The sequence below is a fragment of the Vibrio fortis genome (genome assembly GCF_000695685.1).
Taxonomy (GTDB): domain Bacteria; phylum Pseudomonadota; class Gammaproteobacteria; order Enterobacterales; family Vibrionaceae; genus Vibrio; species Vibrio fortis_A.
On the sequence record NZ_JFFR01000002.1, the window covers coordinates 604,538 to 630,154 of the forward strand.

General features: G+C 45.4%; 20 protein-coding genes. 6 read left to right on the forward strand and 14 right to left on the reverse strand.

All coding sequences use genetic code 11. The features are described 5' to 3' along the window. Positions 1-108 precede the first annotated feature (108 nt). The 5 genes from cydD (at position 109) to azu (ending at position 7,350) form a co-directional block, all read left to right on the forward strand. Positions 109-1,893, forward strand: coding sequence for a heme ABC transporter permease/ATP-binding protein CydD (gene cydD / locus VFDL14_RS20070; protein ID WP_032549250.1), 1,785 nt, complete (start codon positions 109-111; stop codon positions 1,891-1,893). Further along, a complete protein-coding gene (cydC, locus tag VFDL14_RS20065; RefSeq protein WP_032549252.1) occupies positions 1,886-3,607 on the forward strand; it encodes a heme ABC transporter ATP-binding protein/permease CydC in 1,722 nt (573 codons plus the stop codon). The genes cydD and cydC overlap by 8 nt, the downstream gene beginning before the upstream one ends. A gap of 781 nt (positions 3,608-4,388) precedes the next feature. Then, on the forward strand, positions 4,389-5,081 hold the full coding sequence (locus VFDL14_RS20060; protein WP_235201650.1) for a redoxin family protein: 693 nt from the start codon (positions 4,389-4,391) through the stop codon (positions 5,079-5,081). A gap of 154 nt (positions 5,082-5,235) precedes the next feature. Next, complete coding sequence (locus VFDL14_RS20055; protein WP_032549253.1) at positions 5,236-6,654, forward strand: hypothetical protein; 1,419 nt, start codon at positions 5,236-5,238, stop codon at positions 6,652-6,654. A 246-nt stretch (positions 6,655-6,900) separates the two neighbouring features. Then, a complete protein-coding gene (gene azu, locus VFDL14_RS20050) occupies positions 6,901-7,350 on the forward strand; it encodes an azurin (RefSeq protein ID WP_032549254.1) in 450 nt (149 codons plus the stop codon). 84 nt (positions 7,351-7,434) lie between these two features. Here azu and VFDL14_RS20045 read toward each other — a convergent pair whose 3' ends face one another. From VFDL14_RS20045 to VFDL14_RS20010, 8 genes are all read right to left on the reverse strand, one after another. Then, positions 7,435-9,318, reverse strand: a complete 1,884-nt coding sequence (locus tag VFDL14_RS20045; RefSeq protein WP_032549255.1) for a methyl-accepting chemotaxis protein — start codon at positions 9,316-9,318, stop codon at positions 7,435-7,437. A 281-nt stretch (positions 9,319-9,599) separates the two neighbouring features. Further along, a complete protein-coding gene (locus VFDL14_RS20040) occupies positions 9,600-11,171 on the reverse strand; it encodes a BCCT family transporter (RefSeq protein WP_032549256.1) in 1,572 nt (523 codons plus the stop codon). Between the two features lie 328 nt (positions 11,172-11,499). After that, positions 11,500-12,138 (reverse strand): response regulator, encoded by a 639-nt coding sequence (locus tag VFDL14_RS20035; RefSeq protein ID WP_032549257.1) that lies wholly within the window; start codon positions 12,136-12,138, stop codon positions 11,500-11,502. Continuing rightward, positions 12,131-13,486, reverse strand: coding sequence for a cache domain-containing protein (locus VFDL14_RS20030; RefSeq protein ID WP_032549259.1), 1,356 nt, complete (start codon positions 13,484-13,486; stop codon positions 12,131-12,133). Before VFDL14_RS20030 ends, VFDL14_RS20035 begins: the two co-directional genes overlap by 8 nt. A 153-nt stretch (positions 13,487-13,639) precedes the next feature. Continuing rightward, a complete protein-coding gene (locus VFDL14_RS20025; protein WP_032549260.1) occupies positions 13,640-14,923 on the reverse strand; it encodes a TRAP transporter large permease in 1,284 nt (427 codons plus the stop codon). A gap of 10 nt (positions 14,924-14,933) precedes the next feature. Beyond that, complete coding sequence (locus VFDL14_RS20020) at positions 14,934-15,467, reverse strand: TRAP transporter small permease subunit (protein ID WP_032549261.1); 534 nt, start codon at positions 15,465-15,467, stop codon at positions 14,934-14,936. A 181-nt stretch (positions 15,468-15,648) separates the two neighbouring features. Further along, positions 15,649-16,743 carry a TRAP transporter substrate-binding protein gene (locus tag VFDL14_RS20015; protein WP_032549262.1) on the reverse strand — a complete coding sequence of 365 codons (1,095 nt, stop codon included), beginning with the start codon at positions 16,741-16,743 and terminating at the stop codon, positions 15,649-15,651. Between the two features lie 454 nt (positions 16,744-17,197). Then, positions 17,198-17,590 carry a hypothetical protein gene (locus VFDL14_RS20010; RefSeq protein WP_032549263.1) on the reverse strand — a complete coding sequence of 131 codons (393 nt, stop codon included), beginning with the start codon at positions 17,588-17,590 and terminating at the stop codon, positions 17,198-17,200. Between the two features lie 398 nt (positions 17,591-17,988). Between VFDL14_RS20010 and VFDL14_RS20005 the strand changes: the two genes are divergently transcribed. Then, the gene (locus tag VFDL14_RS20005; RefSeq protein ID WP_390519423.1) at positions 17,989-18,570 is read left to right on the forward strand and encodes a DUF2982 domain-containing protein; all 582 of its coding nucleotides are present in this window, start codon (positions 17,989-17,991) and stop codon (positions 18,568-18,570) included. 53 nt (positions 18,571-18,623) lie between these two features. Here VFDL14_RS20005 and VFDL14_RS20000 read toward each other — a convergent pair whose 3' ends face one another. The 6 genes from VFDL14_RS20000 to VFDL14_RS19975 all read right to left on the reverse strand — a co-directional run bounded on the left by VFDL14_RS20000 (position 18,624) and on the right by VFDL14_RS19975 (position 25,435). Further along, positions 18,624-19,277, reverse strand: coding sequence for an MBL fold metallo-hydrolase (locus VFDL14_RS20000; RefSeq protein ID WP_032549265.1), 654 nt, complete (start codon positions 19,275-19,277; stop codon positions 18,624-18,626). 138 nt (positions 19,278-19,415) lie between these two features. Then, on the reverse strand, positions 19,416-19,964 hold the full coding sequence (locus VFDL14_RS19995; RefSeq protein ID WP_032549266.1) for a YcbK family protein: 549 nt from the start codon (positions 19,962-19,964) through the stop codon (positions 19,416-19,418). A gap of 173 nt (positions 19,965-20,137) precedes the next feature. Beyond that, positions 20,138-21,682, reverse strand: a complete 1,545-nt coding sequence (locus VFDL14_RS19990) for a L,D-transpeptidase family protein (protein ID WP_032549267.1) — start codon at positions 21,680-21,682, stop codon at positions 20,138-20,140. 82 nt (positions 21,683-21,764) lie between these two features. After that, a complete protein-coding gene (locus VFDL14_RS19985) occupies positions 21,765-22,853 on the reverse strand; it encodes a DUF1513 domain-containing protein (protein WP_032549725.1) in 1,089 nt (362 codons plus the stop codon). After that, entirely contained in the window at positions 22,843-23,901 is a 1,059-nt protein-coding gene (locus VFDL14_RS19980) for an imelysin family protein (protein ID WP_032549726.1), read from the reverse strand. The genes VFDL14_RS19985 and VFDL14_RS19980 overlap by 11 nt, the downstream gene beginning before the upstream one ends. Before the next feature lie 145 nt (positions 23,902-24,046). Then, on the reverse strand, positions 24,047-25,435 hold the full coding sequence (locus VFDL14_RS19975; RefSeq protein ID WP_032549268.1) for a di-heme oxidoredictase family protein: 1,389 nt from the start codon (positions 25,433-25,435) through the stop codon (positions 24,047-24,049). Positions 25,436-25,617 lie beyond the last annotated feature (182 nt).

Below are 25,617 nucleotides of genomic sequence, written 5' to 3' on the forward strand. Positions count from 1 at the left end.
TAAATACACTTTGTTATAATTCCCTAGAACCCCGTGGTATATCCACGGGGTTTTCTTTTGTATACTAGCCGCCCTCAACCGAATAATAATTATCATTAAGCCTTCATAATGGATAAGAAAAAACAACGCAGCTTGAATAAATGGCTTAAGCAACAAAGCGGCCTCGCAAAGCGCTGGCTCATGATTGCTATTGGCCTTGGCGTACTTTCAAGCGTGTTCTTGGTGGCGCAAGCTGCCCTTCTCGCCTCTATTCTTCATCAACTGATTATCGAACATGTCGATAAATCTGAGCTAGTCGGCCATTTTGCAGGTCTGGCTCTGGCGGTTGTTGGTCGAGCTGGTTGTACTTGGGGGCGAGAGATCGCCGGTTACCGTTGTGGTGAGCAAGTTCGAGTTTATATCCGTCAGCTGATTCTCGATAAGCTTCGAGAGCTTGGCCCAGCCTACATCAAAGGCAAGCCAGCAGGCACATGGGCAACCCTGCTTCTAGAGCAAGTCGAAGACATGCAAGACTTCTTCTCGCGTTACCTACCTCAGATGTCTCTTTCGGTGATGATTCCGTTTGTTATCTTGGTGGTGGTTTTCCCAGTGAACTGGGCTGCCGGTCTTATCTTCCTAATCACTGCACCATTGGTTCCTATTTTTATGGCACTGGTGGGTATGAAGGCAGCCGATGCCAACCGCAAGAACTTTAAGGCGCTGCAACGATTGTCTGGTCACTTCTACGACCGTCTACAATCAATGACGACGATTCGCCTGTTTGACCGCACATCAGCGGAAACAGAAGTGCTGCATGGTGCATCGGAAGTGTTCCGTACGCGCACTATGGATGTATTGAAGATCGCTTTCCTATCTTCTGCGGTTCTAGAATTCTTCACGTCGCTTTCTATCGCAATGACCGCGGTTTACTTCGGTTTCACTTACATTGGTGAGCTGAACTTCGGTCACTACGGTGCTGGTGTTACTCTATTCGCAGGTCTATTTATTTTGATTCTTGCACCTGAGTTTTACCAACCTCTGCGCGATCTGGGTACCTTCTATCACGCGAAGCAGCAAGCGGTAGGTGCTGCAGAGAGTATTGTTGAGTTCCTAGAAACAGACATCAACAAAGTAAAATCAGGTGATACGCAGCTAAACAGCGACGCTGGAATATCCATTGAAGCTCAAGACCTTAAAGTGTTGAGCCCAGAGGGTGTTCAGTTAGTTGGCCCTATCAGCTTTGCACTTAATACTCAGCAATCCACTGCCCTTGTTGGCCCAAGTGGTGCGGGTAAAACGAGTTTGATCAATGCCATTCTTGGTTTCATGCCTTATGAAGGAAGCTTGAAAATCAATGGCGTTGAGTTAAGAGAGCTTGACTTTGCGTCTTGGCGTAAAGCAATCAGCTGGGTTGGTCAAAACCCGCTGCTACTGCACGGCACCATCCGTGACAATGTCACGCTAGGTAAGCAAGACATCAGTGACCAAACTGTTCAACAAGCGCTAGAGCAATCTTTCGCGGATGAGTTTGTTAAAGAGCACGGACTGGATTACATGATCTCAGATCGCTCAGGCGGCTTGTCTGTCGGTCAATCTCAGCGTTTGGCACTTGCTCGTGCGATGATTCAAAATGGTCAATTCTGGTTGCTGGATGAACCAACTGCCAGCCTAGATACGCGCAGTGAAAAACTGGTCATGCAAGGCATCAACAACCGCATCCAAAACAATACTGCCCTACTCGTGACGCACCAACTTGCGCCGCTGCAATCGGTAGACAACATCCTAGTTCTGCGCGACGGTACGCTCGTCGAGCAAGGCAACTTCAATGAGCTGTCTCAGTCTGGCGGTCTATTTGAAGAGATGCTAAACGCGAATTTAGCTCAACAAGATAATGAGGGTAATTTAGATGCGTGATTTACTGCCTTACCTGAAACTGTATAAGAAACACTGGTTTGGGCTGTCTTTGGGCATGCTACTAGCCTTCTTAACCTTAGCCGCTTCTATCGGTTTGTTGACCCTGTCTGGTTGGTTCATTTCTGCTTCTGCGGTTGCTGGCCTAACGATCGCTCGTGAAACCTTTAACTACATGTTGCCGGGTGGCGGCGTGCGTGGTCTTGCAATGAGTCGTACCGCTGGCCGTTGGGGTGAGCGTGTAGTAAGCCACAATGCGACCTTCAAGCTGTTAACTGACCTGCGTATCTTCTTCTTCAAAAAGCTAGCACCGCTTATCCCAGGTCGTATTTCAAACCTGCGTGATGCTGACCTGCTTAACCGCTTGGTTGCCGATGTGGATGCGATGGACCACGTGTACCTACGACTGGTTAGCCCAGTCACTGTGGGTGTGTTGGGTATCTTCTTCCTAACAACATTTTTAATGTGGTTTGATAGCTCTCTAGGGTTAATCTTAGGCTCTATCCTATTGATCATGTTGATCATCTGGCCGGTATTGTTCTACAAGCTGGGTCAACGCAACGGTGGCGAGCTAACTCAGAACAAAGCAGAGCTACGTGTTACCACATTGGATTGGATTGAAGGCTACAGCGAACTAACCCTGTTTGGTGCTGAAGAACGCTACCGTAATGCGATTCTAAAAACGCAACAAAAGCTCATGGCGAACCAGTTCGTTAATGCCAACCTAACAGGTATGGCGTCAGCGGCATTGATGCTGTTCAACGGTTTAACTTTAGTGTTGATGTTGTGGCTTGCTGCAGACGGCGTTGGCGGCAACGCACCAGACCCACTGATCGCGTTGATGGCGTTCGCAACAATGGCGAGCTTTGAACTGCTAATGCCTATCGCTGGCGCGTTCCAACACTTAGGTCAAACGTTAACTTCGGCGCGTCGCTTGAATGAAGTGATTCTGTCTGAGCCAGAAGTTCAGTTCAGCGATAGCAAGCTTGATATCGACCAACCGTTGGATATTCAATTCAACGCGGTTTCATTCCAGTATCCAGATTCTGAGCGCACGGTATTGAACTCGGTTGACCTATCAATTCCAGCGAACAACAAAGTGGCGATTGTCGGCCAAACAGGTTCAGGTAAGTCGACTTTGATTCAGTTGCTGACTCGCTATTGGGATCCAAAACGTGGCGTGATTTCTATTGCGGGTATCGACCTAACCCAATGGAATGAGAGCCAGCTGCGTGAATCAATCAGTGTGGTAAGCCAGCGTGTTGATATCCTCAACGGTAGCCTACGTGACAACCTACTTATTGCCAAGCCGCAAGCTAGCGACGAAGAGCTGCAAAGCATTCTGTCGAGCGTTGGCCTAGAGAAGCTGCTTGAAGACAACGCACTCGATGCTTGGTTAGGTGACGGAGGCCGTCAGCTTTCTGGTGGTGAGAAGCGTCGTATCGGCATTGCACGTGCCATCCTTCACGATGCCCCTATCCTACTGTTGGATGAGCCTACCGAAGGCCTAGATAAACAGACAGAGAAAAGTATCATGGCGCTGTTTGAGCAGCACTTCGAAGGCAAGACAGTTATCTTCATTACTCACCGTTTGATTGGACTAGAGAAGATGGATTCTATCGTCTTGATTGAGCAAGGTGAGATTGTAGAACAAGGCTCTCATAGTGAGCTGCTGTCGGGTGAAGGTCGTTACTTCCAACTTCGACAAGCTATCTAACACAGCGTCTCTTTTCTCAAGATAAAACGACAAAGCCCGAGCACAATGTACTCGGGCTTTTTGTTACCTCTCATTTGACCATCCTGCGATGGCGTTTTCGCTCCCTAATCGTCGTTCCATTTTCACGAGAAAGTATAAAGATGCTTCTTAAAGCAACGGCTGCAACGACAGCGCCACGAATTGGGGTAACGCAATCGCTGCAATACCGTTCGTCTTACTCTTCTAAGCACACTCTCCAATCGACACTTTTCGCACACCCTTACGATATACATATTATGTTGATAAGGTCTCAAACCACTCTTTCTCACTCATATCTAAAGTCTTTCTACACGGTTGTTTTTCTAATTATCACTTTAGGTATACAAGGTAAGGTGTCCTATTCAGACTCAGTCACGTCAGTATTCGCTGATGACTATCTCTGTTGACGGGTAAAGTACAATGGCGCATTTCCCAAGTCCTAACAAAAACGACACCAATATAAAAAGTCTTTGGTCATGGAACATCGCCACCAAATATGGTGCTCGATAAAAGGTAATCAAGGAGCTATTTCGAAAAAGAATGTTGATAATCAACCGTTTGAAACCGTTAATAAGAAATGAAGATATTAATAATTAGAACAATGAGTTAGGAATTTTCTCCACAAAAAGAAACAAGCCTAATCGCTGTTTGAATTTGCGAGATATGAATTATTTGGAATCAATTATATTTTTGTTTATATCGAAATTTTCGCGCTCACTACACTGGTGTTCTTCTACTGTTTATCAACTAAAGGAAAACCATTGTGAAACTCAACCGCACAACCATTACCAACCTAAGCGACCTATTTAAGTCATCAAAGAACAAGCTCAAACTGACTAAACACAACGCTCTGTTTTTAATGAGTGCACTAGCTATATCATCAACAGTTGAAGCAGCTCAGTTCTCAACAACCAGCGACAATGCACCAACTGGTAGCAATCAGACATTGACTATGTTCCAAGACACCACCTTTAACCTAGTGGGCGAATCTTTGTCTGTAGGTGACAAACTTCCATCAGTAGCGCTAATGAGCAACACAAACCAAGCGTATGACACGTCTGCCGAGAACAAAAACGTTCGTATCTTTAGCGTGCTGGCTTCTGTCGATACCCCAGTTTGTGACCAGCAAATCCAAGATCTTTCAAAGTTCGTAGAGATCAACAAGCAGCTACTTGCTAATATTGATTTTGTTGGGTTAAGTGCTGACACGACTTTTGCATTAGATCGCTTCAAGAAAGAAAAAAATCTGTCTGATAACTTGTTGCTACTATCGGATGCAAAAGACCACGCATTTGGTTTTAAGACGGGTACACAGATCAATGAGTTGGGATTACTCGCGAGAACGACATTTGTTGTCGATAAAAACAATACTATCGTCTACCTACAACGCGTTCCTGAGCTGACAACGATTCCAGATCTTGAAAAAGCGGTTGAGGTTGCTAAGAAGCACCTATAAGCGCAGAACCCGATCAATTTGGCTGGCTCGCTGCTCAGTTGAGCTAGCCATATTTGCTGACCTTTCATTACATTGTCATTACAACCCCTTACCGAAGGCGACTGTAAATTCTTGTAGAGTTTAATTTCATCCCTATCAATAACGACAATGAATCATGAAATACGCTTCTGCTTTATCAACTCTTCTAATCCCGATGTTGCTCACGGCTTGTGGCAGCGAAGAAAGTAACAAGAACACACCGACTCCAGCACCTTCAAAGCAAATTGATGCTCGTGACCCAGTCGCAGTCGCAAAGCTTGGAAAGGATTACACCTTACAACTGGCTGTCAGTTCATTCCAATTGAACAGCAATAAAGACTTCAACATCGATATCACGCAGTATGCCGAGAAGACCAACACGACAGGCACATTTGCTCAAGTTCATGGCATACCAGAGCGAAACTACAAAACGATGAGTGATGCCGATGTGTCATTCAATGTCACTGTCAAAACAGATAAAGGTGAAGAGTACCAACTGACTCATTTCAATCTGTATTACGAAAACTTTAACAGCACCTCAGTACCTGAAAAGTTAGCTCTATCCACTGTTGAACAAGACGCGAAAAACGTGACGCTATGGAAGCAGCAATCGAATATTCTAATCAACCGAGATTTCGTTGAAGCCAATATGGGTGTGATGTTTGACCTCGATTCAATGAGACCGATGAACTTATACGTACGATTGGGCGAAACTCTAAGTAATGGTGTTCAATTCTTACCGTATTCTGCGGAGAATGCAGAAACTGGCTATACCAAGATCTCACATACCAACTGCACAGCAATTGAACCGACATCTAAAGCGCTGAGTGATATTGGTATTCTTCAAAAAACCTGTGTTAACGCTCATGGCTACCAGATCCCGCTAATCATTGAAGACAAGTCTAAGATGCACACCGAATCAAAAGTGGCTCATGTGAAAGCGGTTATGAGCTTCTTCCTAGATAACATGGATAAAGAGATTGCAGAGGCGGTTTATCAAAGTAAAGCGTCGATGGCTTTCTTCTATGATGAGTCTTGGGATGAACGTTTAGACGCACACATGGATGAGTTGGAAGGCAACTACCGCTTCCAAGATCTGTTTGCGACCGAAACAACTGAGTCGACGAGCGAAGAGACCAAACCTAACCTAACTGGTCGTGATGCGGCATTTGAAGAAATCCTTCATTTTGTTCACGACTATGGTGTGATGAAAGTTGCTGTAAGCAAACCAACATCAGTTTGGGCAACTATGCAGAAAGAGTTGGACACCCTGAACGCAGCAGCAATTCGCAATGGCACTTACTACCCAAATCTTAAAGACGCAAACATCGTTGAAGCCGACCTAGATGCGGAGTCATACGACCAAGAGTACCTTGCTTATGCGCTTTACGCTTACTACGACATCAACCCGAAAGGTCACACGTCTCAAGATTATAAGGCTTCTACTTACAGTGAGTTAGTGAGTCTTGATCCGGAAATGGTTAAGTTCTTAGAGAAGCACTTCCCTTCTAGAGCCGACTTCAAAACTCAATTCCCGGGTTACCCTAATAACTAATGGAATCGTGCACCAACCAATCCGAGCGCTCGTCGCTCGGATTTTTTCATCAAGCCGGTATTTAGCCACTTCAGCTCATCAGAAATCTACCCACCCTCAACGGATATTATTTGCTAACAAATATAAAGCAATGAGTTGCTTATAATTCTGGCTGTAGCACATTTCTATGATCAACTTTCGAAGATAATACGTATCGATCGTTTTTAAGGAATAACCTCCCCCAAAAACAATAATGGAGAACAACGTATGTCTTTACGATTAATCGCAACCACCGTCGCTCTTATCGGTGCGAGTTTTACTGCCCAAGCGTCTGAATGTGAAGTATCAATTGATGCTAGCGACCAAATGAAGTTTTCAACGGATACCCTAAGTGTTCCAGCTAGCTGTAAAGAGGTGACGCTAACGCTAAACCACACTGGCTCTATGCCAGCTCAATCAATGGGACACAACGTCGTAATCACTGATACAGCGTCAGTTCAAGCCGTTGGTATTGATGGTATGTCTGCAGGCCTAGACAACAACTACGTAAAACCGGGCGATGATCGTGTATACGCGTTTACACGCATTATTGGTGGAGGCGAATCCGCTTCTGTCACCTTCAGCACAGAGAAAATGCAAGCTGGTGGTGACTACTCGTTTATCTGTTCTTTCCCAGGCCACTGGGCAATCATGAAAGGCAAATTCGAGTTTAAGTAATAAGCTCTCAAACCGATTCAGAAAGTAGATACTAAAAAGCCCCAACCTAAATCTAGGTTGGGGCTTTTATTTTATTGGGTTCGATTACAGCTTAAAGCGGCTGATTTCGTTCTCTAGTTCATGAGAAAGTTCAGACAGCTGAGCCGCTTGTTCTGCCGCTTGGTGTGCTTCGTCAGCTAGCTCGTTTGACACGTCACGGATGCCTTCAGTGTTACGAGTAATCTCAGACGTTACCGATGCTTGCTCTTCAGCAGCAGAAGCGATTTGCGTCGCCATATCACTGATACGTTCAACCGCTGCGTGAATCTGCGTTAGGCTCGCAGCAGCAGAGTTTGCGTCATCTACGCTGGTTTCAGCAAGAGAACGGCTATCGTTCATAATGCTAACTGCTTTACCCGTTGTGCCTTGTAGCAGTTCGATAGTTTGCTGGATTTCTTGCGTAGAGCCGTGTGTACGTTGGCTCAGAACACGTACTTCATCAGCTACCACAGCAAAACCACGACCTTGCTCACCTGCACGTGCCGCTTCAATCGCTGCGTTCAATGCAAGAAGGTTCGTTTGCTCTGCGATGCCTTGAATGTTCGAAAGAATCGCGTTGATGCTGTTACCGTGCTCTTCTAGCTCAAGAATAACGTTAGTCGCTACTTGAACTTCTTGCGCAAGGTTTTGAATCGAGCTTTGAGTTTGAGTCACTTGGCCTGTGCCGTGCTCACACGCACCTACCGCTTCAGAAGAGTTCTGTGCCGTGTGGTCCGCGTTACCTGCGATCTCCTGAGTTGCTGCTGCCATTTCATTTACAGCGGTCGCAACCATGTTGATCTCGTCTTGTTGCATCTGAATACGAGCACTACGCTCTTCCGCTTGCGAAGCTGTTTGACGAGCTTGATTCGCAAGAGAAGCCGATACTTCACTCAGTTTAAGCACCATAGTGTGCATGTTGCCCACAAAGCGGTTGAAGTTTTCAGCCAGTTGACCAATTTCATCATCGCTCTTAGGTTCAAGACGTTGAGTTAAATCGCCTTCACCTGATGCAATTTCTTCTAGAGCAAGAGATACGCGGTTTAGATCGCGGAATAGGAAGCCCACTAACCAAGATACCAATGCGATAACGACTAGAGTGATAACTACAGCAGTCGTGATCAGCTGAGTAAGTAGTGTTGAGTGGCTCGCTTCTTCAGTTGCGCGATCCATTTGAACAGCAAAGATCCAGTTCGTGTCTGGTACCTTAGTGAAGTAAAGCAGCTTCTCTTTACCACGCTCATTAATGATCTCGATGCTGCCTGTGCGAACTGCGTTCTCAATAGTCGACATAGAGATATCGTTAGACAGTTGGCTTACTGGCTTCAAGCTCAGTGCAGAATCCGGGTGTGCTAAGAATGTACCGTCTGTTGCATCGATCAACATTGCGTATGCGTTGTCACCCACATCAAGGCTAATTACATCGCTAACCAGTTGATCAATCAGTACGTCAGCTCCAACAACACCAACAAATTGACCATTCTTACGTACAGGTTCAGCAATTGTTACGAGAAGCGCTTTAGTAATCGCATCCGTGTAAGCCGTTGTGATGATCTGCTTGCCTGCAGCGTTCGCTTCTTGATACCAAGGGCGCTGACGCGGATCATAACCTGCACGGTTACGCTCTGGGTGAGAGCGGTACATACCACCTTCTGGTGTACCAAGGAAAATATCGTCAAAGCCACCCGCTACGCGAGCTTGTTTTAGATATGGAACTACATCGCTCTCTTGCGAAAAATCATTAAATGCAGATGCAATGTCTCTACGAATATCAATCCAATTTTTAATACCTTCAGAAGCCGCTTCCGATACGCTTTCTGCTCGCATGTAAATACCGCTGCGAGTTTGTTCAAATAGTTGGTTTGCAGAGAGCCATGTCAACGCAGTTGCCATAACTACCACTGCCGATAAGCTCGCGCCTATCAACTTTTGCTTTAATGTTAGTTTCATTCTTAGTACACAAGTGGTTGGAAAACCCGCGCATACTAACCAAATTAATGACCAAGTTCGAGTGGTTTTAACAAATAAATGCCTAAAATAACGCCACAAGATTCATAGCTTTATTTTATGACAAAAGCTTGTCACTTCGCCAAATTTATAGCGCTCAAATCGGTCTTTTTTGCCCCATAAAGACCCTATATTTTGTGTATGAAAAAAGGCGAAAGAGCATCACTCTTTCGCCTCATATTTAGATCAAAAATCTATATTTCGTTACAGATTTACCAGATCAATTAACGTTTCTCTGTACGCATACCCATTAGTAGGCTCAAACACATCAGCAGTAGAATAAGCGTAAACGGAAGAGCCGTCGAAATCGCACCCGCTTGCAGTGCTTGTACCGCTTCTGTGCCGCCAACCCAAAGTAGTGCTACCGCAATTGCACCTTCAAGGAACGCCCAGAACACACGCTGTGGTACTGGAGTATCAACTTTACCACCCGCAGTGATGCTATCGATTACTAACGAACCAGAGTCCGACGAAGTAATGAAGAACACAAGTACTAGAATCACGGCAATAATCGACAGCAGCGTACCAAGCGGCAGTACATCAAACATCTGGAACATCGCTAGTGAAATATCAGTTAGACCTTCTGTACCTAGTTGACCAATGCCGTTCACGATTTGGTCAATCGCTAAACCACCGAATACTGACATCCAGATGATAGTTACCGTCGTCGGAACAATCAGTACTGCTGTGATAAATTCACGAACGGTACGACCTTTAGAAACACGCGCGATGAACATACCTACGAATGGTGACCAAGAGATCCACCAAGCCCAATAGAATACCGTCCAGCCATGTAGCCAAGCCTCATCTTCACGACCGTGTGGGTTACTCAGTGGAATGATGTTCTCAATGTAAGCCATCAGTGTAGTTGGGATAGAGCCCAGCGTTACTGCGTAGCCAATCAAGCCAACTAAGATTAGTAGCAAGAACGCCACCAGCATGTTGATGTTACTGATGACTTTTACACCACCGTCGATACCACGCAGTACCGAAACAACGGCAAGCAGAGTCACGACACTGATCACGATAACTTGCAGTGACAGTCCAGCTTCAATACCAAATACATGTTGGATACCTGATGCAGCTTGCTGTGCGCCTAGGCCAAGAGATGTAGCTAGGCCAAACAGCGTTGCCAGTACCGCTAAGATATCAACGATGTGACCAGCCCAACCCCATGCGCGATCGCCTAAAATCGGATAGAAGATAGAACGAATCGAAAGCGGAAGACCTTTGTTGTAGGTAAAGAATGCCAAAGACAGAGCAACCACACCGTAAATAGCCCATGGGTGAAGACCCCAGTGGTACATAGTTGCACCCATCGCCAAGCGGGCTGCTTCTGGTGTGTTAGGCTCAACGCCAAGCGGCGTCTCATACCAGCCAGTGAAGTATGCTGCTGGCTCTGCCACACTCCAGAACATTAGACCAATACCCATACCTGCGGCGAACAGCATTGCCAACCAAGACATGAATGAGTAATCAGCCGTTGCGTCGTTACCACCTAAACGAATCTTACCAAACGGAGAAACGATCAAGCCTAGGCAGAAAATAACGAAAATGTTACCAGACCAGATGAATAGCCAATCGAACGAGTTGATGATTTGCCATTTAACACCATCTAATGCCGCCTTAGCCGACGCGGTATCTGTAATCAATATCCCAATTAAAAACAGCGCAATAAGACCCGCGCTGATACCAAAAACAGGGTTATGAACATCAAAGCCCCATTTTTGTACATTATCTTGACCTACCGTGTAATCGGTACTGTCGATACTGTATTTATCTATACCTTTAGTCATTATCCCTCTCTACGGGGTATTACTAATTTAGTAACATCCCTAATCATATTTGTGACTAAAAAAACAAACCAGAACATTCAACCCAAGTAGAGCAAGTTCGTTGTCACAACAATTCAAATACTTGGATGCCTGAAGTTTAGCAGGTTAAGCTGTTGTTTTCAGTAAACCAGAGGTAGTTCGCTGAGTTTTCATCCAAATACGACGGAATTACTCGATTTTATGACTAAAAAAAGACCGAACACATCGGTCTAATTAATTAAATTACTTTTAGGTCAAAGTATTTTTATACTTCAAATGCACTTTTTCGATAACGGTAGTTAGAGATTAATCATTCAACAAGGCCTGAGTTAACCGCGAATTTCGCCAGCTCAGCGGTCGAATGAATGTCCAATTTGTGCTTTATATTTTGCCTGTGCGTTTCGACCGTTCGATAGCTAATATCCAACGTCTTAGCGATGGCTTTACTGCTCTCACCTTTCGCCACCAGCTTCAATACCGCCTCTTCTCGTCTACTCAACGGATTCTTTGCTGTTTGAGTTGGAGTGATAGGCTGAGTGAACAGAGTCTGAGTCACCTTCTCACAGAAATAGGTGGAGCCTTGATTAACGGTCTTAATCGCTTGCACCATTTTCTCAGCAGATATCTCTTTAAGCATGTAACCCACAGCACCCGACTGCATCACTTTCATGATGTATTCGCGGTTGTCGTGCATGGTTAACATCAGCACTTTGATATCCGGCGTCTCTTCTTTAATCAATCGAGTGGCATCGATGCCATTCATAATCGGCATGCTGACGTCCATCAGCACCACATCGGGTTGTAGGTCTTTCACCACTTCAACCGCTTCTAAACCATTGCTTGCAGACCCAATCACTTCGATCTTAGGCTCTAAGTGCAAACGTGCGATAAATCCATCTAATACCACTTGATGATCATCGACGATCACCACTTTAATTGGTTTATCCATAAACTAATCCATCTAATTTCAATAATACGGTGATCTCTGTGCCGAAGCCCGGCTCACTTTCCAATTCAAATTCACCGCCAATAAACTCGACGCGTTCGCGCATATTGCGCAGTCCAATACCCGACTTGCGCAGTGTTGTGCTGACATCAAAACCAACGCCGTCATCGCGTATAATCAGCTGCAACATACTGCCCAAAGGCTGAAGTGCCACTCTCACACTATTGGCACTCGCATGCTTCTCAATATTGGTCAATGACTCTTGAGCAACACGATAAAGTGTTGTTGTCACTTCTGATTTCAACTTTAAACCATTTAAACTGATTGCCGCTTCTGTCTCTATCTGAGAATGTGATTTGAAATCAATCAGCAGTGAATTCAGTGCCGCTTCAAGCCCTAAATCATCCAAAGCACTTGGACGAAGATTGTGAGAAATATGCCTCACTTCGTTAATTGCTGTCATTAACGAGTTCTGGCACTTCTCCAAATGCCGTTTTTGGGTGTCATCATCCAGTTTAGTCCCTAACAGCTCTAGGTGACATTTACTCGACACAAGTAATTGATTTATCCCATCGTGAAGTTCGCGAGCTAGATGCTTTTTCTCGTCTTCTTGGAACATCACTGTCTTATGGGCAAGTTCTTTAAGGCTCTTGTCTGCAATACGATGTTCATGCAGGTTAACCGCGAGTGTTAGCACCACAATCACGGCCACGGTTACCGTTACAATGACTATCATGGTGAAGAAAGTGGTTTCGATGTTGTTATTAACCGCGGACTGCATATTGGTCACTTCTTGAGAGACATCTTCAATATAGAGCCCGGTTCCTATCATCCAATTCCATTTGCTTAGCCATGACGCGTAGCTCAGCTTAGGAACAATCTCATCGGTCGACGGTTTCTGCCACAGGTAATGGTGAAAGCCACCGCCACTTCTTGCTTGCGCCAACAAAGACTCAATCAAGTAGTTGCCGTTTTCGTCTTGGATATGAAGAAGGTTCTCTCCCTGCAGTTCAGGCATGACAGGGTGAACAAGATTGGTGCCAAACTCGTCATAAACAAAGAAGTAACCATCTGTGCCGTAGCGCAGTTTGCTGATGATCGCTTTGACGGCGTGCTGAGCTTCGGCTTCGTCCATATCGGGATCGTTGTAGATGTGAGAGATTGCATCAAACGCCAGATCGACCAGATCCTTTAATGCAGACTCTTTGGACTTAATCAGACTTGAATGGAACAGCTCTACCTCTTTTTCACCCAAGGTCTTAGCTTGGAAAACAGAGATCCAGCTGGTGAGAGCCATCACCAACAACAAGGGTAATAGGCTTAATAGAATCAGTTTCGCTTTTAGAGGCATTTCCACTCCTTGGATACGTCAGCTCTATATGCTTTCATTATTTCGCTCTTTGGCCGAAACAGCCAATCTCCTTGCAGCTTAGTACAAAAACAAAGCTGCCCCTAAGAGCAGCTTTACTTTATCAAGACTTGTTAATTTTATGTAATCAGGCGATCACATTCCGTAGAATTCAGGGAATACCAATAGTGATGCGAGCACCAGTATCTGAATCCCGATAAACGGCATTACACCACGGTAAATATCACGAGTCGTCACACCTTTTGGCGCTACACCTTTCAGGTAGAACAGGCTAAATCCGAATGGTGGTGTTAAGAAAGAGGTTTGTAGGTTCATTGCGATCAAGATTGCAAACCATGTCATGTTGATGCCCATGATCTCAGCAACCGGTGCAATGATTGGTACAATGATGAAACAGATTTCAACAAAGTCGATGAAGAAACCAAGAATCAAAATAACCAACATCGTGATGATCAGGAAACCCCACTTCTCACCCGGGATTTGTAGCATCCACTCTTCAACTAGGTAGTCACCACCAGTGTAGGTAAACGCCATAGAGAAGGCTGTTGCACCCAGCAGGATAGCGAACACCATTGCTGTCACTTTCACTGTCTCTTTCGACGCTTCGTATACCATTGTCCAGCTAAACTGACGGTAAAGTAGCGCTAATACGATAGCACCAGCACCACCAAGAGCGGCAGACTCTGTTGGCGTTGCAACACCGGCAAAGATTGAGCCCAATACCACAACAATCAGAGCTAAAGGCGGAATCACAGCTTTCAAAGCAGTGATAACTTCTTGCTTACGGCTGATGTTGTCGTCACTTGGGATCGCTTGCGCCGCTTCAGGGTTCATTTTTGCGTAGATAAGGATGTACAACACATAAGCACCAACCAATACCAAACCCGGCCATACTGCCGCTTGGAAAAGGTCACCAACAGGTACACCAAGCACATCACCTAGCAGAATAAGTACGATAGAAGGTGGGATGATCTGCCCTAGAGTACCTGAAGCACAGATGGTGCCACACGCTAACCCTTTGTCGTAGTTGTACTTAAGCATAACAGGGAGTGAAATAAGACCCATTGCTACCACTGAAGCCCCTACTACACCTGTCGAGGCAGCAAGTAGTGCGCCTACTAAAACTGTCGAGATAGCGATACCGCCTCGTACACCACCAAACAGCTTACCCATGGATTCAAGCAACTGCTCTGCAAGACGAGTCTTCTGTAGAACCAAACCCATAAACACGAATAGTGGCACCGCCATCAACACCGTGTTTTCCATGATGGACTGGATTCGATAAGGCATGAAGGCAAACATATCCATGCCTTCGGCCCACACACCAAAAATCAACGCGATACCACCAAAGGTGAACGCAACCGGGAAGCCAAGTAGCAACGCAAACAAGGCTACAAAAAACATTACAATACCGATCATTTTTGTCTCCTTACTTTTGCTCGTGTGACTGAATCAGGTGTGGGTTAAATATCTTGTTCAGTGAGTGCAGCATCAGGCCAACACCACTGATTGCCATAAATAGGAATGACAATGGGATCATCGCTTTAATAATCCAGCGATACGGCAAGCCGCCAGGATCTCCCGATGTTTCACCTAGTGAGTAACTCTCTTTGGCAAAATCAATACCGTACCAAGCTACCAACAAACAGAACGGGAACAGGAAGAATATTGTCCCTAATAAATCGATGATGGCTTGAGCACGATTGGAAAGGCGCTCATAGAACAGGTCAACACGTACGTGGCCACCCGCTTTGATAGCATAAGGAACGCCAAGTAGGAATACGGCCGAGAATAGGTGCCATTCCATCTCCTGAAACGCAATCGACACGTCGTTAAATACATAACGCATCACAACGTCATACACCACGTTGGCAAGCAACAAGATGAACAGGATGCTGGATAACCAGCCAAGGAAATCACCAAAACGATTAAAGGCTCGTTCGATATAAATTAGACTTCTCATTCCCTACTCCATGGAATTTGAAATGGCTCCGCTCAATGCAACAGCGGAGCTGTATTAGGGGCTCTTGGCGTTTCGTTATTATTTAAGGTGAAACTGCAAAGAGGTTTTCTTGGGCTTCTCGGTAGCTTAAGACTCGCCCAAGCTACCGATTTTTTGGATTGCGCTTTAATACGCAAACCTATTACTGTGCTTGGCTGTTTAGGTAAGCACGGTGTGAGATGTTTGACCATGGACGAACTTGCTCGATGTAAGCCGCTTGCGAAGCTTGAATCTCTTTCGCTGTTGCGTCTTTGTCAGCATGCTCTTTCAATAGGCGGTCATTCGCTTCACGAAGTGCAGTCATTACTTCAACTGGGAAGTCTTTTACCTGAACATTTGGGTACTCAGACTGGATTGAAGCCCAGTTCTTACCACTTTCGTGCTTAGATTGCGTGTACATGTCGTAAGCAGCAGTCTTCATCGCTACTTGTAGGATCGCTTTCAGGTCATCTGGTAGCTTGTTCCAAGTACGCTTGTTGATTAGGAACTGAAGCTCTGTACCTGGCTCATGCCAACCTGTGTAGTAGTAAGGTGCGATTTTGTGGAAGCCCATACGTAAATCAAGAGATGGACCTACCCACTCCAATGCATCAATCGTACGACGCTCTAGAGACGTGTATAGCTCGCCCGGTGCGATGTTTGTAGGCTTAGCACCTAGCTCTGCTAAGATTTCACCAGCGAAGCCTGGGATACGCATTTTAAGACCTTGTAGATCTTCTACTGAGTTGATCTCTTTCTGGAACCAACCACCCATCTGAGTATCTGTGTTACCACCTGGGAACGAAAGTAGGTTATGTGGAGAGTAAACCTTCTCCATCAGCTCCATACCGCCACCGTAGTAGAACCAAGCGTACTGCTCTGTTGGTAGCATACCGAAAGGCATCGAAGTGAAGTAAAGCGTGTTTGGCACCTTACCCTTCCAGTAATACGATGCAGAGTGACCCATATCGTACTGACCAGATTTCACCATATCGAATACACCTAGTGGTGCTTTGTGTTTATTCGCAGAGTCGATACGAATTTGTAGACGACCGTTCGACATCTCTTCAGCCATCTTGGCCATGTTCTTAGTGGTGTCACCGAAAATTGGGAAGTTTGGTCCCCAAGTTTCCGCCAGTTTCAAACGATAGACCTTGTCAGCAGCTGTCGCGCCTGTAGCAACCATTGCTAAACAAGCTGTCGCGGTAACCGCTACGTTTTTAAACACTCGAGTGAGGGAGTTAGAAATAAGACTCATGTTCACGTCCTTTGTTGGGTTCAATACTCTTTCTATGAGTACTTTATGATTCAACCAAAGAATGCATCGACATCTGTTAATAAGAAATGGGAATGAGCACGCAGGCTACGCAGCCAATAAATTCAGTATTAGACCAAAGAACTAAGTAGTAGTACGTAGGACTTTTACCCAAACAACGAAAATTAAAGAGATAGAGAAGCGATAAACGGGAGATCGCAATGAAAAGTTCGTACGTAGTAATCTACGGCTAAAGTTAACAACATTTTACGAGAACGTGACAGACGTCGTGTAGAGTGCCAAGTGATTATGAACATAAGCACTTATAAAATATTAAAAAAGTCTTTGTAGGTTGGATGTGCTCAGGAGCAGTAGAGAGTTTGGCAGGCGCTAGATGTAAAAAAGCCTCGATAAGATCGAGGCTTAAAACTTAGAAAGCGAATTAATTCCAAAGGAATTAGATAGCTTTGTAGACAACCTTGTTACCTGCAAGCTGTTCTTTCGCTACTAGGTTTTCTTCAAGAAGTTTTTTCAATGCGCCTGTTGCCCATGAACCAGCTTTCGCATCTTCTTGACCAGCCGCTAGGCCGATACCTTTAGGGTTGATGCCGTCGGCATTGCTAGCAACGATGTCTAGAACTTGTTGCTGTTTAGGAGTCAGTGATACAGACGCCGCTTTTGGTGCTGCTACTGTTTTCTCTACCGCTGGTTTTGCTGCTACAGTTTTTTCTGCTACAACTTTCTCTGCGACAGGCTTTGCTGTTTTTGGCGTTGCTTCTACTTTTGCTACAGCCGCTTTAATGCGCTTTTGCAGCTTCGCCTGCACCTTACGCTTATGAGCAAGTCTCATTGAATATTTCTCCAGTTCACTGCTCTAACTCGCAGTGGTGAAAATTTGAAGCGCGATTTATACCAAAAAACGGGAGCTATTTGTAGAGTGGAGCGTCGAAAGTCGACGAAAAATAACGATATTGTCTATCAACGTCTATTATTTAGACAGGGCATTATTAATTTGAGGTCATATCTACTGGTTATCCATCCAGACCCAAAATATGAAACTTGGTGAACCCTATGGAAACACGTCATATTGCAAACTTTTCACTACCTAAATTCAAAAGTACATATCGTTATGTCGCTGTGATCTTGGGCTTCGTTTGCTTATTGGTTGCCCTCTATTATGACGCCCCTCGCCTACTTTTTGTTGGCTCTTTTTTGGTTATTGTTTTACTTGTCGCTGGCTACTACTTGATGCTGCGTAGCAGAGTCCTGTTTACGCTAACGCCAACTCATTTTCAGCAACACTTCTATAAAGGTGGCTGGGTACTGAAATGGTCAAACATAGAAAAGATTGGCTTATGCACTTATCAACAAGATGGATGGCATCAACCTCTTCCTTGGATTGGTATCAAAATTCGAGACTACGCCCCTTACCTTGACTCCATCTGTCCTAAGATCACAACTGAACTGCTACTAAACCAACGCGCACTACTCTACCTTGGGGCTAAGCAGGCGGGACATGAATCTAAGTTTGAAGACATCGTTTTGGACTCATCACAATTCAACGGCAAGATGCGTTTTAGCGACGATAACAGTGATATTTTTATCGACCAAGACGCGCTTAATGCTTCAAAGGCACAGGCCCTAACAAAAGAGAAAGACAAGCGTTGGCAATATTCAGGCTTACAAGCGATGCTGGCAAACCGGATGCGTTATCAGCGTGGCTATCATGGCTACGATATCTTTATATCCACCAATGACTTAAAAATGACTGGGGAAGAATTTGTGGGACTTGCTCGACGTTACCTTGCAGCAGCGGAACGTGAGCAATAAACAGCTCTTGAGCGAGCTGCTTATTTAGATAGGAAGTAAGTTAAACCGCTCGTTTAGTAAAGTGGCATTTCATCAGCAACGAACGGGTTAGATGCACGCTCACGACCAAATGTCGATTCAGGGCCATGACCCGGTACAAACGTCACATCGCGACCTAGGGGCCAAAGCTTAGTCTTAATAGACGAGATTAGCGTGTTGAAGTCACCTTGAGGGAAGTCTGTACGACCAATCGCACCGTTGAACAGCACATCACCAACAAACGCCATACGCGCTTCTTCGCTAAATAGCACAACGTGACCTGGGGTGTGGCCTGGCGTGTGGATAACGTCGATCACTTGATTACCAAATGTCACCTTATCCCCTTCATCTAGCCATGCATTAGGTTCAAATGCTTTACACAGAGGGAAACCAAACATTTGGCTTTGGTTCTCTAGGCCTTGAAGCCAAAAGTTATCCGCTTTATGCGGACCGACAATCTCAACATTTAAGATCTCTGCCAGTGGAACTGTGCCACCTACGTGATCCAAGTGACCGTGAGTCAGCACCAAATTCACCACTTTTACGCCCAACTCTTCAATGATTGCTGCTAGCTGTGCAACGTCACCGCCTGGATCAACAACAATGCCTTCCATGGTTTCATCACACCACACAATCGAACAGTTTTGAGAGAAAGAGGTAACCGGTACAACTTGATACTTAAGAGACATATACAAACCTTAGAAAGCAAACTTAATAATGGCTAATTTAGCGTTCCATTACATAATCTGGCGCAAACTATGACATTGGATGTCTATTTTGACAAGTTTTGAACTTGGTACAACAGAACGCATTAAGCCGAGGTTTACTTACCAGCTGCGCACAGGACCAGTATCAATGTGAATGAAATTACTACGAGCGTAATAACCTACACCACCCGCTTTCAAACTTTTGGCAACGTCACGCAGCTCTTTTAGGTTTACGCCATCAATACGGAAATCGATCGCTTTACCCAACATGTGATAGCTCTTTTTCGCCACACCGCTTGAGTTTGATCGAAGCGCTTCGTTAGTCGCTGGAGAGCGGTAGCCAGAGATGATCTGTACTTCTTTTTGAATACCAAGGATATTTTGGATCTGAGTGATTTGGTCAAACAGATTCTTGTCCATTGGGTGAATTTCATTACGACGGAAATCGCGACACAACTTGCTCAAACGCGCCATTTCATCACCAACGTAATTCTTACCATCGAAGTAGCAGCTTTCCAATCGTTCACCGGTATGAAGATTATTCATGCTAATGACTCTAGGCTGGTCTGGGTACGAAGCAAACGCGATTGAAGGTGTGAGAGAAGCCGCGACCACAGAGCCACCAGCAAGAGTGAGAAACTGACGGCGAGAGAATACATTTTGAGACATACAGCAAAAAATCCCATTAAATCGAACAAAAAACGCACGATACATAATGGGTATAGCGACGTCAATGAGCAAAATTTGCTCAAAGACGTTATTTCTGATGCCTTAAAACTCTTAGTTATTGATAGGCATTATAATTTCATCAATAAAGTTTTGTTTGTAAATTTTGGTCAAGATCACCCTTCTCCGCCTTCCTTATCGTACTGGTAGACATCACCGCGATATTGGATCCCTTCCTCTTCAAACAGAACGGTTTGATAAATAATATGCACCGGGATTCGCTTTTTGAGCCTAACTTTAGTGTTCGGGCCTAGCGAACCATCTTGTTGTGGTGCCTTTCTAACTTTAGTTGCAAACAACAACTCTGCCAGCTCTTCAGCATGCTCTACGCGAATACACCCAGAGCTGTAGGCACGGAAGTCGTCATTGAATAAACCTTTACTCGGCGTGTCATGCAAATAGATGGCGCGGTTATTTGGCGTATTGAACTTATACAAGCCCAATGCGTTACGTGAGCCTGCTTCTTGTCTCATGCGATAAGGGAAGGAGTTAAAATTAATGCTCTGCCAATCGATGAGCTCAGGATCTATGGTTTCCATCGTTCTCCAGCCATCAATCACTCGGAAATTGTTACTCGTTAAGTAACTCTCATCTTCTCGTACCTTAGGCAAAATATCTTTAACCATGATCTTCCACGGTACATTCCAAGTTGGATTGAGAATCACAGAGTCGAGATTGATCTCTAATAATGGAGTCTTACGTGACTTCCTACCCACAACAACCTTAGATTCAAAGACCTCTTTGCCGCCCTCCCAATACTTCATTTCAAAGCTAGGCACGTTAACCACAATCAGAGAGTCTTTGTCTTTCGGCCACAGGCGCGCGCGCTCCGCATTCAATGCAATCGCTCGCAAGCGATCGTCAAATGGCATGTTGATCCACTTCATCGTATCGGGGCCTATGATCCCATCCGATTTTATTCCGTGGATCTTCTGGAAGGATTTAACAGCGATCTCTAGCTCAAGATCGAAAATCGGAATATTTGGGTCTACGTGAGAGATATCGACACCCACCAAAGCCATTCTCTCTAATAAGATTGGCTTTTGTGTGATCTCATCTTCAAACCGTTTAAGGCCGATTTGATCGTACAGAGGGACTGTCTCATCCATCGCTTGAGACAATACTGCATAAGACTCTTTAAACTGATCGAAATTGCCCACAGGTGGCGCATAGGAAAGCACCAATTCCAACAGATAGCCGTTATCAATGCTGTCCCGTAGGCGTTCTATGGTCTCTGGGGCGGGTTCAGGTAACCTATCTTGCAATTTCTCTGAGAAATACCACTCTTTACCAATCAGCGGCGCATTCTCTACATAGCTCAAATAGTGAAGAAGTGCGTCTGTGGTGAGGATATCCACTTTGTCCCATTCACCTGACGCTTTGTATTGTTCGATTTGCTTAAATTGCTCACTGAAAAGAGGCGCAAACTGAGCCTTATCAATGAGTGATAATTGGAATTCAAAAGCGCTAGATGCTGCTGGTGAGGCCCAAACAACAGGGTAAGAGGTCTCTTGATAGACACGTTGGGTTAACTCTGGATACAGGAGCGAAAATGACAGGTCAGAGCCTGGCTCGACATCCTGTCTGATCTGATGACTGGCGGAGCCCCACGAGTGCGTGGAGACCACCAGTAATATGGCGAATATATACTTCACTAACATGCGATGCTCCTGGGGCCAAATCATCTTTTAAGTATGGCAAAGAAATGGAGCAAGCATGTTATTTTTTAACGGATTTTAAGCATCAAGTTGCACTCCAGTGGTTATCCCATTGAATACCCGATTGAAGTGTTGACTTGTCGTGTGGTTTGGACTGACTGATCACACCACCAGCACCTGAACTCAACCGAAATTCATCTGCAAGTAGTACCACACCAGAAGCGTCGGCAAGGTACGAGAGCTCAACAAGCTCACGCGTCTCTTTCGACCAGATTCCGTAGCAATTACCTCGCGGAGACGTCGCTAGTATCCATTCATCAGATGCCGCAATACTCGCAATATAGTGGTTAAACCTCGCCCACTGCTCAGGCTCCGCATTCAAGCTAATAAACTCACCGCCTTTGGTATGCATAGCCAGCAGAGATGGGTACTCGTCCGGTTCACCACGGTATTGCTGTCCGCATAGAACCGTCTCTGCGCCATCATGCGCAAGATGTCGAATACTCAACTTCTTATCAGGCAATCCAACTTGGTCGATAACCTGCCCCGTAGCAGAAAGGTAAGTGAGGCTTGGTTTCATGGTATCGAGGTTTTTCGGTGTTCGTCCATCTGTGTGTACACCACCAACACCAATCGCCAAATCACCACTCGGCATGATGATCACTTCATGAGGGCCAATGCCAAAACCAGTAAACTCTTCAACTTTGGCGTAGTTTTGCTCTACGTCGTAAACGCCAATCACCCCTTCACTGGTATCACTCTTACCTTCGGTCGCATATAGGTAACGACCATCTAGCGAGTAAACGCCATGTCCATAAAAGTGGCGATTATTGCCTTTAACCGTCATTTTCAACTGTTGCCCAGTCATGTAGTCAAACACGACAAAGAAGTTACCCGGACGACGAGCAAATACAACGGCGTGATTTTGCTTTGGACTTATTGCAACGCCATGCCCGCGCTCTGGGATCGGCAACTGGCTAATTGGTTGGCCGAATTTATTAGCAACCACTGCTGAGAAGCGATCTCTGCCGTTCAGTGCACAGCCAATCAGTTTAGGCGAACCATCTGTTACTTGATTCGATTGATTGGAAGCACAACCAAACGGCAATACTGGAACAGCAGCACAACCTAGTGCCGCCTTCAACAGGTTTCTACGTGTAGAATCAGTCACCATCAGTTGCATTAAACCCTATTACCACACCAAGCTCGATTGCCACCTCTTCGTGAATCAGGTACTTCAGCTGTTCTAGTTTGTTGTATTGAGACAACACAAGACGATAGCCTTCTTTGCTTTGCAACAACTCAAACAAGCTATCTTGCTCTGGCCAAGTTTCAATGGTCTGTTCAAACTGAGCGAAAACACGGTCTGCAAGGTCTTGATGTCCCTGCTCTCGTAGAATTGCATCTAAACCTTTACCATCTGCCAAATACAGCGCCTCTAGTGCAACAACATTCGCTTTTAGTTGAGCCAATGAGGTTTGCGCGCGCCATGATTCAGAAAAGTATGGTCGTGGCTTGCCGATTTTAGCCAATGGACGGCTCAACTTCTTCATGCTGTAGTCGAGTTGATTCGTCATAAGTGCAATGTATTCTGATTCCCATTGCTTCTCATCAAGAGACGTCCACGGGTTAACCTGCCAAGCCGAAGCAATAGCCGAAGATTTCACAGCTAGGTTCTGCGCAATCGCTGTAACGCTCTGACAGCCAGACGCCTTGTCAGCTAATAGAGGAGAAGCATTATCGTAGAAAGACCACTCAAGTGCACCGAGCCCTTGGACTGTCACACTCTGCATAGCGATATCTTGCTGTGTCCAACGCTTGTTTTGCTGGTTAAGCTGACTCATTTTCAGCCCAGTGGTGTTCTTTTTATCTGGCCAGAACTGTACATTCCAGCTCTCTTCAAGCGCTTTTGCAGGGCCACGCTCCTGCCCTTGCAACGCCATCCAAGCCGTCATAGTTTGTTGCCATTCCGACTTTAGCTGATCTAATGTCACTGCATCGCTTTGGCAATAAGATTCAACCGCCGCTTCTAGCTCAGACGCTTGCTTCGCGAAATTTACCGCTGAATTGAATTCAGTCAGATAAACATTTGTGCTTAGGTGTTGAGTCGTATCGGCAGAGTAACCAAGGTTTGCCTCTTGCGAAACGTTAGATTCACCTGAAGATTGACACCCCGCGACAACCAGAGCTGAAAGCGGAAGAGCCCACAATTTATTTTTCATGAATTGTTGATTTTTCATGTTGTTACCTAGTGTTGAGCATTGTTGCGCATTTGATTATAGATTTACTTAGCGCATAGCAAAGAAAATTCACAAGGCATATTAAGCATTGTGAATTTCCGATAAAGATATAGAGCCTGAACGTCGATTATAACGAGTTTAGGAACGCAATAAGCGCGTCACGTTCAGACTTATTCAATTTGAGCACGTTCTGTTTAGCTTGCTCGGCTTCGCCACCGTGCCACAGTACCGCTTCCATCACGTTACGAGCTCGACCATCGTGCAATAAGAACGTATGGCCGTTAACTTCTTGCGTGTAGCCCAAGCCCCAAAGTGGTGTCGTTCTCCACTCACGACCATTCGCCAAGTATTCTGGTCGGTTATCTGCCAGACCTTCGCCCATATCGTGTAAAAGCATATCGGTATACGGGCTAATAAGTTGCTTAGACAGTGCAGGCAGATCTTCTCGCTCCATAGTGCGGATATTTGTTTGGTGACAGCTTTGACAACCTGATTGCGCAAACAGTGCCTGCCCCTTAACCACTTGTGGATCTTCTACATTTCGGCGAATTGGTACCGCTAAGTGTTGAGAATAGAACTCTACAAAGTCGAGAATGTTGTCACTCACTTCCGGCTTACCGCCATCAGGGAAATCAGTGCACGTTGATTGAGCCGAGGTGCAGTTTTCATTTGGAAACAGATTACTTGTTAGACCTAAGTCACCATTAAACGCCGCGGCATTTTGCTGCATTAGATTTGGCTGTCCGGCTTTCCAACCGAAGCGACCGAGAGTCATCTCGTTGGTGCGTACATCAAGCACTTGGTTCGCTTTACCTGACACTCCCCTGTTCTCTTGCTGTTGCTGCTTAGCAAAGCCTAGAATGGTCTCTTCAGGGATGCTTTCTAACAGACCAAGACCAATCATCGGTGGCGCGACACGTGCAGAGAACTGGGTTTTAGGATGCATCTCACCAAACGCTAGGTCAGTGATTGTCAGTGTTGGCTTGCGAAGTGTTACAACGCTGCCATCTGCAAAGGTCACCGGCACATCAGTGTAAGAGATATTGACCTTGCCTTCAGGCTGAACACCTTGAATCGCAAAATCTTGAAGTTGACCACCATACGTTGGCTCTGGAATCACGCCATCACGAATAAAAGCGGTTTTCTGCTCTGGCGTTTCTGCAGGGATGCTGAGGCGAACCAACATCGAAACGGCATTCTCATCGCCTTTTTCGGGCGCGTGTCCACGTCCATCTTTGATGTGACAATTTTGACAACCGTTAGTATTAAATAGTGGACCTAAGCCATCACGAGCATCTGTCGATGCAGGCGCAGGTACCCAAGGATTTCTAAAGAAGCTGTTACCTACGCTGAAATCTAGGCGTTTGGTCATAGGCAGGTTTGCTGCAGGAAGAGAGAATGCATTCGCTCCCTCTTTTTTGACGGTAGTCTTACCGCCTGAGTAAACATCATGGGCGTGTAATGGAGAAACGAAAAACAGAGCGGTTAAAATCGAGGCGGAAAGATACGACTTCATACATTGCCTTTGCTAAGTTAGTGAGTATTTAGCTTCGTTGTACTTTTTATTGGCTAATACTTAGGTTCATTAGATTGGGTTAGCTTTGATGACTAAGGTGAACAATCATCTTCGGTTGGACGCGAGAGTTTCTCTTCGAGCTACAACCTATATACTCTCAACAGATATGGACTCAACAAATA